A 14896-nucleotide genomic window follows, 5' to 3' on the forward strand; every position below is an offset into this window, starting at 1 on the left:
TTGTGAAAAAACTGCAGTATCAATAGATACTATTTAACATCAATTTCATAATCTTTCGTCTGCACTAATCCGTAGCTTTCGTTGTCTCTAATCAGTATTGACGGCTGCGGATATTTTTTACCGTTCAGGTTTACAATAATCATAGGCCAGTTTGAAGATGTTGTAACTACCTCAAAGCCGTTACTGTTTACAATAATTGTCTCTTCAACTTTGGCTCCGGTAATAGTCGGATTCCATGCAAATGCCTGGTTCTCCAGAACAACTTCCTTTATTCCGGGATAAATCACCCATTCGCGGTCGTCGTAACCGATTGCACCGCCCTGGTGATGAAGCATCCATTCATTTTCATATCCAACTGAAGCATACCACTCTTTCATCTTCTCAAATATTTCCGAAGCAGGAACACCGGGTCGGGTCAACTCCTGATAATGTGCGTTAACAACAGCCGTTTTTTCAAGTTTAGTTTTAAGTTCCTCCGGGAGCGGGCCAAAATGAACAAATCTGGTAACCGCAATCGGCATTCCCCATTTCTCGGCACAGATATTAATCATCGCATATTTTTGAAGCACCGCACCCCCGGGTAGGGCATGTCTGTAATTATAGATCCTTTCGTCAACGGAAGTGAGAAGAACCGTTGGTAGAATCTGTCTGTCTCTTAAAGCGTTAGCAGTAATGGTTTCAATTTCGAATTCGTTCATGCCGGGTTTTATTTTCTTGCAGACTTCGGCTACAGCATCGGTTGATTGGCGTGCGACATAAGAATATCTGACCAGTTCGTAACCGTTCATAGAATAGCGGAGGGGTTTGAATTTATCCGCAATGTTAACGGTACCGGGATAGTCTGTGTCGCTTCCTATTTTTCCGAATTGTTTAATCAGGTCACCGCGAACATCTTTAACAGGATTTGTTTCGTACCAGTTATATTTTATCAGATTATAACCAAGTTCCTTAAGTGCTTCGTCCATCATACGCTGCGCTTCCGCTCCGTTGCAGAGAAGGTATTTACCCCCGTCTTTCGTTATAAGCAACGAGGCGGCGCCGACATCCTTATTTAATACTATCTGATTATTTGAAAGTCCTGCCGTTATCCAGTAAACATTGCGGACCTGCGTAAGCAGAATGCCGTCGAGTTTGTTCTCGTTAAGAAAAGTATTAACCCGTAGAAGTTTTTCTTCAATCTCCATTTTATAATTGAAGTCTCGGGCAGTTTTCAATTCCATTTTTTTCTGTTCGGATTTTTCCGGAACCGGCTTGGTACAGGAAAAGAGAAATAATCCGGCAAAGAATATTAGTGCTACTTTTTTAAAATTCATTTTAATCTCCGTTGTTCAATAATAAATTTTAAATTACTTAATTTTTATCGCCAGCTGATGCTTAACAAAGTTTTTGCCAGTACCCGGCATTAAAATTAGTAATTTACCGTGGTTTTCCACCGCTCCTTCAATTGATTCCACAAGATCCTCATTTATAATACCGAGCAGATATTCTCTGCCGGGCAAGCCCTCTACTTCAATGAAAAGCATTCCATCCAGAAATTTCTGAGATATCACTTTCAAACCTTCGTTTGTCGCCCCGATCGGAGTGGTTTGCGGAAGAAGATAGATTTCGACCGAAGGTTTATATTTAACAACAATTTCATTTTTCCCTTTGATCTTAAAATCCGCGCTTAGTTGTACAGCCGGAAGCTCCTGTACAGATTTAAATTCTACCGGGATACCGTCGATTGTAACCGACTTAATTTCCGATCCGACAAAAAGATCAGGTCTGAATTCAAAATTGATTTCACCATCGCCAGTTCTATCTATAATCAGTTTCCATTCGCCGTTTTTCAATTTATTTGAGAGATTCAAATTCGATTTCCCGACTTTGATATTTTTAATATCGAGAGATTCCCATTGCATTGGAAGTTTAGGTGCGAAAGTGAGTTTATTATCAATTGCATTTACATTCAGGCCGAGCAAGCCGGTCATCATCGGGAAGATATAACCGCTTGTACAAAAGCCCTGGTTATGATATGCCTCTCCGAGTTTTGTGTTTATATCACCGGAGAAAACTTCAGGAAAAATCCCGAGTCCGTAATCGAAAGCATGCTGAATTGTATTCATAAGAAGCGAGTATGCAGAGAGGTTATAATGGTACTTATACTGACTCGCATTCGCAAAAATTGAATTGAAACCCCAGACAGTTCCGTAATTATAGTTTGTCGGCTCATAAAGACTCGATTTATTCGACAGGTTGCGTACACCCCAATCAGTTATCAAATCGCTTTCGTTGAAATTCTTTATCGATCTGGAAGAGCGGGATTCATCGAGAAGGTCAAAGAACATTATGGATGTAGGAAAAATATTTTTATCGCGCACCTGATTGCCGTCGTCGCTGGCACCGAAGCTGTAATATCCTAAATCCTCCAACCAGAATAATTTTTCAAGTGCCGAGATCGCGCGCGGAAGAAGATCGGCGGAGGACTTTTCAATATCTTTATCGCCGACCAGTTTTGCCATCAGATTAATCTCTTTTATTCCCTGAGTCCATAATCCCTGGGTATACATATCATTATTAATTCTTACGAGCGCTCCGAATTCGAGCACTCCTAATCCGGCACCTTTAAGATCCATCAATCCGTCGCCGTTGCTGTCTTTTGTAATGCACCATTTGTAAGCCTGAACAATCGACTTCCAGCTTTTTTTGATGAAGTCAATATCTCCGGTTTTTCTAAAATAATCTCCCATTGCGACAAGATACCAGGGAGTAGTATCGGCGTGATTATATCCGTAGTGATAATCGTTCCACCAGTCAATCAGACCGTCGCTTTGAGAGAGTTCGTGAGCCATCTTTCCGATTTCGGTATTTTTTTCATCCTTCGATTTTTTTCTGATCGGGAAGTTATCCTGCCGCTGCCACTTCTGTGTAAACATAAGGGCATCTTTAACAGTTGTGTAGTCGCCATAACTATTAATAGCCAGAGAATTTATAAACGCATCGCCGCCGAAGTACCATGCAAAACCGGGACGCCCGCCACCCCCGCTCAATCCGTAACCGGCAACCAATCCTTTCCCGAGAACCGGATTTTCAACCATTAAATTACTTAACGCAACTTTTCCGAATTCGAATGCCAGATTCAGTTTTTTATCCGGTGTAGTTACCTGAATTGTAGATCCACGTAATTGTTTATAGCGGTTATAAGTACCTACGTAATACTTTTCTACATTTTGCGTAAGATCCTTATAAAGTGCAAAGACTGAATCTCGCGGCTGGTTGTGCATTCCAGCAATTACAATCGGATAATAGTTCTCGTTGGATTTATTCGGCTCAACGGTAAATTTGAATTGAATAGGATTATCGGCAAACATATGAGCCGGCGGCGCGGCCATCTGTTCTGCTAATGGCGATCCGCATAAAAATATTCCGCGCCTCTGGGATTCGGAAATGATATAGGCTTTCATGTTGCTGTCCCAGTAACTGTACTGACCGCCGATTCCGGCGGGCCACTGCGGCTGCATAACAGGCATGAATCCGGGTACGATTGTAAGTGGTGTGGTTGTGTAAACGTCCAGTAAAATAACCGCTCCCGGTTTGTCGTGAGGAATAAAAATAATCTCTTTTACCGTGAAAGATTCATATACAAAAGTAATTGTAGTAGCTTCGGGAGTAACTGAAATTTCACGGACAATATCTTTTGATTGAATCGGCTGTGTAGTAGTTCCGACAAAGAACTGCAGATCAAAATTGCGAAGGACTTTCCAGGGCCAGATCCACATTTCGAAAGATCCGTTTTCAAAACCCATAAGAGCCGCTTTGGATCCAATCTTATCCATATACTGATGTGGTTGAGCAGCCCGGGTGAGAATTAGATCGTTTTTCTTTAATTCAAATCTGGGAGTTTGAGCCGAAAGAGTTAATGTAAGTAATGTAAAAAAGGCAGCAGTTAGTTTTAGAATTCTCATAGTTTGTATCATAATTAGTTAATAAAATTTATTCCCGCCAGTGTCAAATCATTTTTCTAAAGGGCCTATTGCTTAAAATTATATTTTTCAATCAACACCCGCGCCATTATAGAATCCCAGATATAGTTAGGCGGAGAGTTGAGTACTTCGTTATCGGGACTATAGGATTCCCAGAAGTTGTGATTCTTTTTTAGCTGCGTTGTAACGGCAAGCATCATTTTATCCGCCAGCTCTCCGGCTATCTCATAATACCCATACTTTTTCAGTCCGTCAAGCACCATATAATTCCAAAGGAGCCAGACTGGACCGTTCCACTTGCAGCAGTAATCGACATAGGGTGTATACCATTCGTCATCGGCTGCAAGAGTTGGAATTCCATACTTACGCCAGAATTTTGAAGGATCCAGTAATTTTTTAATCAATTTTTCGGCCCGATCCGCGGGCGCAGCTTCAGCCCACAGTGGAAGGAATCCGATAATTTCTTCGCGTCTCAAATCTCTTGTAAGATACTTGAATGAATGATCCTCTTTATTAATAGAGAAATAGAATTCCATTTCATCGTCCCACATCCTATCATTTATCAAATTCGAAATTTTATCCGCCCTTTTTTTCCACTCAGCAGATTCATTCTGTTCACCGAGTTCTTTTGCGATTTCCGAGAGCGAACGCATCTCTTTTACAACCATTAATGTAAGGTCGAGGCATTCCAGTTCATCGGAGATATCCTCTTTGTCAACATCGAGGTACCGTTCCGCACTAACCTGAAATACTGCATTATACCAGTCACGCACATTTTCAATTATACCGTAGGGTCCCCATTCAAACGTCCCGTCCTTATCGAGATCGCGGTTCTCTATTAACCAGTTTGTATACTTTACACCGCTCCGGTAGGCGTCCTCAAGAAATTTTTTATCCTTACTTACATTAAAAATTTCCCAATTGATCCAGCTGAAGAAAGGTGCCGAAGTGGTTGACATATCCCTGCCGAGAACTTTGCTGTAATGAGGATAATCCTGAAGTCCGCGCGGTCCGTGACGGTAAGCAATTAAACCGTCTTCGTGCTGCTGCTCCATATATACATATTGAGAACCTTGTGCCGATTGAGGGTCGAGATGAGCATAAGCAAGCATACTTAAAGATTCGTGAAGGACCTGATGACCGTGTCCCCATCCCCATAGAGGCTGACGCGAGAAGACATAGAAATTATGGTTAGTCTTTTCGGCCGGTGGATAGAAAGAACCTCTTGCAAGATTAAAAGAGCTAAGATAGACAAGTTTCTCGTCTTCGCTGACAAAATTTATTTTTGGAATTCCCGAAAAGAGTTTAACGTTATCATCAACATATTTCTGCAGTGAATCAGTTTTTAGCCGATCAATTTGCTCTAAAAGAGGTTTAAGATCCTCGTTCCGGTCCTGCCAGCCGCGGAAATAGCGGACATTAATTTCTTCGCCGGGTTTAAGTGAAAATTTTCCGTGAAGCGAAACAAAATTAACATATCCCTCCTCTTTATTATTGAGGGAATCATTTCTGTTCTTCGCATAAAAATCGGTTTTAATTGTAATATAAAACTGTTCCATTCCTCCATTATAACCGCCATATGAATAAGGAGTAAATCCGGCGGTAAAATAATCGCGTGTATCGGTAGGGTACGGAGCGTTTTTATAGAGGGAACTTACAAGTCTGTATTTCGATTCATAATGATTTGTAATGTACGCGTTATTTTTTTCATCATAATTTTTTATTAACAAAGAATCGTTGCCGAGTTCAAGAACGGGATATAATTCAATATTGTGGGGAATCGCATCTTCATTTTTAATCTGAAGATTTACAAGAGCAATTGAAGAGCTGTAAACGAAGAATGTCTCCTGAACTTTAATTCCCCTGAAAGGAGAATGTTCGATTATGGCCATATCCGGGAAGGATGATGTAACAACCGGTTTCTTAAAATACTCGCCGGTATTCATCACAACAACCTGATCCACTTTCCAAATGCAATAAAACCTGCCGGCCTGATCCCCAGAATATGTTATTGGAGAGCAATCGGAATAATAATCCATCTTATAACCTTTATCACCATACAATCTGGAACGTTCCATAGCAGCAGTATAGGTTGTATAGAGCGGATCGTTTTGCCCGGCATTGAATTTAAGATATTCATCTTTTACTGAAAGAAATTGAGCGAAAGTACTTATTGAAAAAAGCATGAATATAATTACTGAACGCATAAATAATTCCTTAATTCATTATTCAACTTTTAACTCAACTGATTTTAGATCGGAATCCCGGGAAGATGAGCCTATCAATAATTTATAAATTCCTGAATCAATTACAAATCCCCTTCCTTCAACAAATTTTTCAAGCGACCGGGGAGTGATTTCAAAAATTACAGTTTTAGTTTCCCCTTTTGAAAGAAATATTTTTTTGAATCCTTTTAGAGTTTTTATTGCATCATTCCGTTTAATTCCTTTCCCTTCTATATACATTTGTACAACTTCGGCTCCGCTAAATCTTCCGGTATTTTTAATTTCTACATAAAGTTTTGCTGTTTCATTAATATTTATCTTTTCTTTATCCAATCTCAAATTTGAGTATTCAAATGTTGTATAGCTTAGGCCATATCCAAAAGGATACAGCACATCGCCGTCAAAATATCTATAAGTCCTTCCCTTCATATCATAATTTCTGAAATCCGGAAGTTGACCGGCAGATTTATAGAATGTGACGGGCAATTTACCTGAAGGATTGTAATCCCCGAACAGAACATCGGCAACAGCATCTCCCGCAGCCTGACCTCCATACCACGCCTCAACAATTGCTGGAATATTTTCAGTCTCCCAATTGATTGAAAGAGCACTTCCATTTAAGAGCACTAGTACAACCGGCTTGCCAAGCTCTTTAATTTTCTTTATTAACCTCTGCTGGGTTTCCGGCAGGTCGAGTGTAGTTCTATCCCCGCCCTGGAATCCCGGAATTTTAACTTCGAGTTCCTCACCTTCAAGACGGGGTGAAATTCCCATACACATTATAACAGCTTCGGATTTCTTTGCCAACTCTATTGCCCGCATTTCCCGTCCGGGATCCGGAAGGGACCAGAGGAGCTGAACCATTGAATAGCGGGATGAGGAATAGTAATCGATCCTGATCTTATAACTTTTCCCCTCCTGAAGGTTTACAATACCGAATCGCTTTATAGGATGATGTTCCCCGTCGTATTTGACAATGAGCGAATCTTCGAAATAAATGTGGAGTCCGCTAAATCCCCATCCGCCTATTCTATATTCACCCGTTGCCGGAGGGACTAGATATCCGCTCCACCTTACGGAAAAATTATTCTGTTCAATTCCGGGGTACGGTGGGTTATGCAACCAGTGAAAATCGATATTTCTATCGATCACTTCTTTTACGGGTTTACCCAGAAATCCGGAATTGTTGAAAACTTGAGCTTTCAACCCATTCTCTTTTTTGTCTTCACCTGTAAATAAAAACCGGGCCGGTATTACTGATGAATTCGGCATTCCTTCAGCAATATCGCAGCCGGTTTCGTAATAAATTTTCGTAGCTGCGGAAACTTTCTTCCTTATTCCTTTCAGCGGAGTAACCGGATCAGATGGAAAACCGTTGTAATTTCCGAGAAGGACTTCCACATCATCGGCATTTGGACCGATTACGGCAATACTTTTTATTTCTTTGTTTAATGGAAGAAGGTTGTTTTCATTTTTAAGCAGGACAATCGATTCCCTGGATGTTTGAAGCGCGACCTCCTTATGTTTTTTTGAGTCGACTATTTTGATATCTATGTTTGAATAGGGAACCATTTGGGGGGGATCGAACATTCCAAGTTTGAACCGTGCTTTGTAGATCCGTTTAAATGCTGAATTGATCTCCTCCTCACCGACAAGTTTTTTCTGGTAGGCTTCAAAAAGATGTTTAAACGATACTCCGCAGTTAAGGTCCGTTCCTGCTTTTACCGAATTAGCAGATGCTTCGACTGCATCGGCCGCCTGTTTATGGAATTGCCAGATATCCTGAATCGCCCAGCAATCGGATACAACATATCCGTCAAATTTCCACTCCTCTCTCAATATTTTATTTAGAAGCGGATCGTTGCTGCAGCAGGCGTCTCCTCTCAGACTATTATAAGCGCACATTAAAGACTGAACGTTTGCTTCATCAATTGTTTTTTTAAATGCCGGGAGATAAGTTTCTCTCAGGTCATATTCACTTACTTCGGCGTTGAAAGAATGACGGTCCGGTTCGGGACCGCTATGGACCGCAAAATGTTTTGATGTCGCAACAAGTTTCAAATACTTCTTATCATTACCCTGCAATCCATTTATAAAACTTACAGCAATTTGACCGGTTAGATACGGGTCTTCACCATAGCTCTCCTGTCCTCTTCCCCATCTCGGATCCCGGAAAATGTTAATGTTCGGAGACCAGAACGTCAGTCCCTGATAAATTCCCCTCTGGTTTTTCGAAATTGCATAATTATACTTGGCGCGGGCTTCATCCGAAATGACATCAGCCGACTTTCGGATTAATTCATTATTCCATGTAGCGGCAAGTCCAATTGCCTGAGGGAAAACCGTAGCAAGTCCGTTACGCGCCACGCCGTGAAGAGCCTCGTTCCACCAGTTATACTTAGGAATACCGAGCCGCTCAATTGCCGGTGCGTTATAAACCAGCTGGGAAATTTTTTCCTGAAGTGTCAACCGCTTTGAGAGGTCTTCAATCCGCTCGTCGATTGATAATTCAGGATTGCGGAACGGAAAAATGTAAGTGGTCTGAGAGAAAACCGGTGAATAAAGAATTATCAGAAGTAAAATTATTTTTTTCATCAGCAGTCCATGCTTGCTAATTCATAAGAGCAGATAGTACAATAGATAATAAAAATATCAGAGTGAATTTATGTCGATTAAAAACCGGGCTATTATTCCGGTCCAGATATATGACTTGTTCCAACCGGCCTGATGATCATCCGCACTATAGAATTCCCAGAAATAATGATCGGTCTTCAGCTGATTAATTACATTACTCATAACTTTGCCGGCAAGCTGAACCGCTTCATTTTTATAACCGTTATCGAGAAGTCCGCGGAATATCAGATACTGCCACTGGATCCAGACCGGACCGTTCCAGTAACCGATCGGGTTATAATAATCATCCTTCGCTGAAAGCGTTGGTATTCCATATCTGCGCCAGAATTCCTTTTCATCTAAAAGGGACTTAATCAATTTTGGGGTTCTATACATATCAGTAATTCCGGCCCACAACGGAAGGAATCCGATTATTTCTTTTATCTTCAAATCATTCTTCGATCTGAAAGTGAAACTCTGATCATTCTTGTTAACATTATAATAGAATTGAGATTCCTCGTCCCACAAATATTTATTAACTAGCGCACTTCTCTCGAGTGATTTTCTTTCCCAATTGGCGCTCTCGTCTTCGAGTTTAAGTATTGAAGCCATTGCAGCCAATGATTTTTCCTCCATCACAAGCATCGAGTTGAGATCGGGACCTTCAAAATTTGATGCCCAGCCGACCTTATCCCATACGGCAACCCTGGCATCACGAACGCTTTCAAGCTCTGCATGTCCGCCCCAGCTTGATAATCCGTTTCCGTTAGAGTCCCTCCGTTCCGTATACCACTTGTAAAATTTTTTCCCGCTATTGTACGCGTCCCTCAGAAATTTTTTATCACCGCTGATCTTATATATTTCGTAATTGATATAATTGAACCAGGGAGCCGAACTTGTATACTCGCCGTTATGAACAATCTCTTCATTAAGATAGGGACCGGTCCGGTAATTGATATAACCATCATTGCGCTGTCTTTCAAAATAGACTCGCTGAGAACTCATTGCGCTTTCCGGATCCATGAAAGCATAAGCAAGCATCACAAGGCTTTCATGAAAGACCTGTCCGCCGTAACCCCATCCCCATTTCGGTTCTCTTGAAAAGACATAATAATTATAATTGCTTTCACCTTCGGGGCGCATCATGCACTGACGGATCAGACTGAACGCATTGTAATAGAGCAGCTTCGTGTCTTCATCGGGAAAATTTATTTCCGGTATACGTGAAAAGATTTTTTCGTTGGCTTCAATGAGATCGGTAAAATTAATTCCTCTCATTATTTCAGCATTTGCAATAAATGATCCGGGGTCAACTGCTGAATCATCAATTCCTCTTATAATTCTGATCTGACCGGAACTGTCCGGATTTATCTTCATTGATTTCCGGAATGATAGAATTGAAGGATTTTTCGCCGACGTTGATCCATTCAGATTTTTCGACGGAAGAGAATTGAGAAATGCCGGTGAAGCTGCGGAAGCTGATTCAGTTAGAGATAAATAGGCACCATGGCCTTCGGGAATATCGGTTAACATGAATACTGATTGTAGATTTTCAGAAAGAGGAATTGAGTGATCCTTCATCCATTCGTCTCTTTCCTTTCTATGATGAAAATGAAAAGCATTATTTCGATTGAGGTATTTTAATTCTTTAATCCCTCCTTCAAATTGAAATACGGGATAAAGGTTCAATTCCACTACACTGCCGGTTTCATTAAAAATCTTGACATCTTGAATCGTAAATCCGGAGCTATAGACAACCATCGAAGCTTCCACCCGAATTCCTTTGTACGGGTAGCAGTAAAATTTTACCAGGTCCGGGTACGACGCTGTGATTACAGGTTCGGTGTAAAAGCTTTTTAAGTGATACTTAACAATCCCGTTCAGTTCAAACGCATAAAGTATATTCCCACCGTTAAATGATTCAAAACCGATTCCTTTTTCAGGATCGAACCAGCTAAGAGAGTAGGCCTGATCAATTTTATAATCGGATCTTTCAATAGCTGAAGCATAAGCTGTGTAAACGGGATCGTCTTTTGTCGCATTCAGATTGGAAAGATAATTTCTCTGGCAATAAAGAGTGAAAGGAATTAATAATAAAAGAAATATTCTTTTCATATCCGGTCCGGATCTTATAGTTACTGGGTTTTTCTATTCCAGGGGAGTTTTTCGAGATCAACATTCCCGCCGGATAATATCAGCGCAATCTTTTTATTTCTGAAAAATGCCTGATTGAAGAGAACGGCACCGAGCGTAATTGCGCCTGACGGCTCAACAATAATTTTCATCCGTTCCCAGATCAGTTTCATAGCTTCTATTGTGAAATTGTCGCCGACAGTTATTATAGAGTCGATATTTTTTTCGAGAATCTTATAAGTTTTATCGCAAAGTTGTGTAAGGAGTCCGTCGCAAATAGTATCCGGTTTTACTGACGGATAAATGGTTTTATCTCTAAGAGAGCGGAATGCATCATCGGCACCTTCAGGTTCGGCTCCAATTATTTTTGTCCCGTTCGAAAAATACCGGGCTGCCAGGCATGTACCGGATACAAGTCCCCCTCCGCCAACGGGAGAAATTATATAATCCAGATCATTTACTTCCTCAAGAATTTCCTTTGCACATGTTGCCTGTCCGGCAATAATTGAATAATTGTCGTAAGGATGAATAAACGTAGCTCCTGTTTCATCAACTATTTTCCCGGCAGCTTCCTCTCGTGCTTTAACGGTTGGCTCGCTGAAAGTTATTTTTGCGCCGTATCCGGCAACAGCTTTCTTCTTAATCTCAGGCGCGGTAACCGGCATAACAATATAAGCGGGAGTATTAAGCATTCTTGCAGCCAGCGCGAGTGCGGCGGCATGATTTCCAGAAGAGTGCGTGATCACACCTTTCTCAAGTTCCTTTTTATCGAGTGAGATAATTGCATTGCTCGCCCCGCGGAATTTAAATGCTCCCACCTTCTGAAAATTTTCACATTTAAAATAGATTTGACACCCGGTAATGCGATTCAGAGAATCGGATGTAAACAAGGGCGTTTTATGAATCTGCCCTTTAATTCTTTCATGAGCTTGAATAATGTCATTTCTGTTTGGTTCCGAATTCAGCATTTTATAATCCCGATTGTTATGTCGTCACTCTGCTCGGCCGCACCCCGGAATTTATTAATATCCCTGATCACAGCGTTAATAATATCCTGAGCAGAATAATTTCTTGTTCTGGCCAATATCCTTTTAAAACGTTCATCGCCAAATTCAATACTTTTAGAATTCATTGCTTCCGGGACACCGTCAGTATAAAAGGAAATCAGATCGCCTTTGTTCAGAGTTATCCTTTCCTCTGAATAGGGAAGATCAATACTGCCGAGCATAAGTCCTCCTTCGGATAGAGTTTCAAACCGATCCGAACCGCTGCGCAGAAGATAGGTGGGATTATGTCCGGCACTGATCCCCGTTATACTTTTATCAGTGTGATTAAAAAGCCCGAACCAGGCAGTTACAAATTTATCCGGTGTAGTGGATGATATTAGGAATTTATTAAAGGACTCAACGAAGTGTTTAAGAACAAAATTTGATTTGTGCTGAAGTAAATAGAAATTTATAAATGAATAGAGTGTCGAAACGATCAGAGCAGCGGAAATACTTTTTCCGGATACATCGGCAATCATGAAGAGAGTTTTAGTATCGTTGATACGGTCAACATAGTAATAGTCACCGCCAACTTCCCTTGCGGGAATAAGTCTAAGGTCGAAATCAATATCATTAAAAACGGGAAATTCCCGCTGGATAAACCGCTGCTGGATAATACGCGCTGTTTCGAGTTCGTTCTTTATCTGTTCTTCACGGAATTCGAGTTCGGTTAATCTTGCATTTTCGATTGCGACTGCACACTGAGCGGCAAGGGCTTCAAAAAGATCGAGATCTTCTTTAGTGAACTTCCGGCCTCCTTTTTTGTTCATCGACTGAATAACACCGATCAGCTCCTTCTTCTTCACCATCGGTACACAGATCATATTCCTTGTTTTAAATCCTGATTTTGAATCAAACTCCCTGTTAAAACGCTTATCTGAATAGCAGTCGTCGATAATTGCCGGAATCCGTTTGCCGGCTATCCATCCGGCTATTCCCTCACCTATCTTAATTGTTCTTGCTTTTATGGCCGAACGCTTTCGTCCGGCTACGGTATGATAATGAAGAAGACCGTCTTTACGGTCGTAGAGAAGCAGTGATGCGGCTTCCGAATTCAGAAGTGATTTGCTCGCATCTATAATTTCGTCAAGGAGTTTCTCAAGAGATTTCCTTTCGGATATTTTCCTTACAATCGACTGAAAAAACCTCAATCGTTCAATCAGATTATTTTTAGATCTTTTGTCAGACACCATTATTTTCGAAATAATTTTTCCATTACACTTTTACTGAGTTCCAGAAAAACGATACATGTTTTCTTACCATCTCGGAAACTTTATCGATATTAATACCCTCATCTTTAGCGAGATACTCGGTTCTAATCAGAAAGAGAGGAGCAGTGAACTGTTCGGCAAGAATTGAAGGATCGTATTTCCGTGCTATATTGTTTTTTATCATTTCAGAAAAGATAAGCCGGCAGATATTGCGGAGTTCGTTTATATATTCGGTAATCGATAGTTCGGTAGAGCCTACTTTAGTAAACTGTTCCATGAGAAGAAGGCGGATAAACTTTCTTTCACGGGGAGTATTCCAGAGGCCGATCAGCTTCAATGCAAAATCATGAAGGAATTTTTCCGGGTTATCAAGTTCATCGAGTAATTCGTCGTTCAGGATTTTATCGCTCAATGATTTCGATTTGAATTCCGAAAGGATTGCTAGGAATATATCCTCTTTAGAGTTGAAGTGATTATAGATAGCGCTTTCGCGGATTCCGACGGCACGGGCAATCTGTCTTATCGATGCGCCGGCGTAACCGTTTGTCGAGAAATAATCGAGAGCATTTTCTATGATAAGTTTTTTAGTATTGGGATATTTCATTTAGCCGTCTTAATGAACGCTCGTTAATATAGCAATACTCAATCATAAAATCAGGTTCTATTTCTGATATTCTCAGTAACTCATCGAATCAATCTTAACCTTTCCTCTGAAGATCCAGTAAATACTGATCGTATATGCTAAAACAAACGGGACACCTATCAATGCAACAATAAGCATAATATTCAAAGTCTTCTGCGAAGATGCAGCGTTATAAATTGTTAAGCTGTATTCCGGATTAGGGTTTGAGAGAACTATGTTTGGAAATAGTCCCGCTGCAAACAAGGCAAGAAGCGCCACAATACTTGCACAAGATGAGAGAAACGCCCTGAAATCTCTACCGTGGAAAATTTCCCTTGGTATATTTGCAATAGCAAGCATATTCAATACTGCAATAAGGAAAAGCCACGGTTCGTCTTTAAAATGCTGAACCATGTGCGGGTAATAAATCAGTGTATACATTGTTGTGGTAACATAACAGATCACAAAGAATATAATTGTATTGTTCACCCATCCGCGTATTCTATTCTGAAGTACTCCTTCGGTTTTCATAACGACATAGATTGAACCGTGCATCATAAACAGAGCTACCGTTGTTACACCGACTAAGAGAGTATAAGGATTGATGAGTGTAAAAAAGTTTCCCGCGAATTCCTTTTCCGCATCGATCGGTACACCGGTGATAATATTACCGAGTGCTACACCCATCAGAAGAGCGATCAGGATGCTTGATACGCTGAAAGCGACATCCCACATCTTACGCCACCATTTCATCGGCTGCTTGCTTCTGAATTCAATAGCGATCGCCCTGAAAATCAATCCGAACAACAGCAATATCAGCGCGATATAAAACCCGGAGAAGACGGTTGCATAGACATGCGGGAATGCAGCGAAGAGGGCGCCGCCTCCGGTAACAAGCCAGACTTCGTTTCCATCCCATACGGGACCGATCGAATTGATCATAATCCTGCGTTCTGTGTCGTCTTTTACAAGAAGATGCAGAGCACCAACACCGAGATCGAAGCCGTCCAGTATTGCATAACCGGTTAAAAGAACTCCGATCAGTATAAACCAGATTGTGTTTAAGTCGAACTGAAATTCCATA

9 protein-coding genes are annotated in these 14896 nt (G+C 41.0%); all 9 read right to left on the bottom strand.

The window, feature by feature from the left end; translation table 11 throughout:
- Positions 1–29 precede the first annotated feature (29 nt).
- The 9 genes from PLZ15_03635 to cydB all read right to left on the bottom strand — a co-directional run bounded on the left by PLZ15_03635 (position 30) and on the right by cydB (position 14895).
- The gene (locus PLZ15_03635) at positions 30–1313 is read right to left on the bottom strand and encodes a M24 family metallopeptidase (protein ID HOI28828.1); all 1284 of its coding nucleotides are present in this window, start codon (positions 1311–1313) and stop codon (positions 30–32) included.
- A gap of 33 nt (positions 1314–1346) precedes the next feature.
- Positions 1347–3944, bottom strand: coding sequence for a GH116 family glycosyl hydrolase (locus tag PLZ15_03640; protein ID HOI28829.1), 2598 nt, complete (start codon positions 3942–3944; stop codon positions 1347–1349).
- Positions 3945–4009: 65 nt separating this feature from the next.
- On the bottom strand, positions 4010–6169 hold the full coding sequence (locus PLZ15_03645) for a trehalase family glycosidase (GenBank protein ID HOI28830.1): 2160 nt from the start codon (positions 6167–6169) through the stop codon (positions 4010–4012).
- An 18-nt stretch (positions 6170–6187) separates the two neighbouring features.
- Complete coding sequence (locus tag PLZ15_03650) at positions 6188–8782, bottom strand: glycoside hydrolase family 3 C-terminal domain-containing protein (protein ID HOI28831.1); 2595 nt, start codon at positions 8780–8782, stop codon at positions 6188–6190.
- Between the two features lie 57 nt (positions 8783–8839).
- Positions 8840–10915 (bottom strand): trehalase family glycosidase, encoded by a 2076-nt coding sequence (locus tag PLZ15_03655; protein ID HOI28832.1) that lies wholly within the window; start codon positions 10913–10915, stop codon positions 8840–8842.
- A 20-nt stretch (positions 10916–10935) separates the two neighbouring features.
- On the bottom strand, positions 10936–11901 hold the full coding sequence (locus PLZ15_03660; GenBank protein ID HOI28833.1) for a pyridoxal-phosphate dependent enzyme: 966 nt from the start codon (positions 11899–11901) through the stop codon (positions 10936–10938).
- Positions 11895–13172, bottom strand: a complete 1278-nt coding sequence (locus tag PLZ15_03665; GenBank protein HOI28834.1) for a SpoIIE family protein phosphatase — start codon at positions 13170–13172, stop codon at positions 11895–11897. The genes PLZ15_03660 and PLZ15_03665 overlap by 7 nt, the downstream gene beginning before the upstream one ends.
- Before the next feature lie 22 nt (positions 13173–13194).
- A complete protein-coding gene (locus PLZ15_03670; protein HOI28835.1) occupies positions 13195–13794 on the bottom strand; it encodes a TetR/AcrR family transcriptional regulator in 600 nt (199 codons plus the stop codon).
- Between the two features lie 72 nt (positions 13795–13866).
- The gene (gene cydB, locus PLZ15_03675) at positions 13867–14895 is read right to left on the bottom strand and encodes a cytochrome d ubiquinol oxidase subunit II (GenBank protein HOI28836.1); all 1029 of its coding nucleotides are present in this window, start codon (positions 14893–14895) and stop codon (positions 13867–13869) included.
- Position 14896 lies beyond the last annotated feature (1 nt).

The organism is Melioribacteraceae bacterium, from assembly GCA_035362835.1.
Taxonomy (GTDB): Bacteria; Bacteroidota; Ignavibacteria; order Ignavibacteriales; family Melioribacteraceae; genus DSXH01.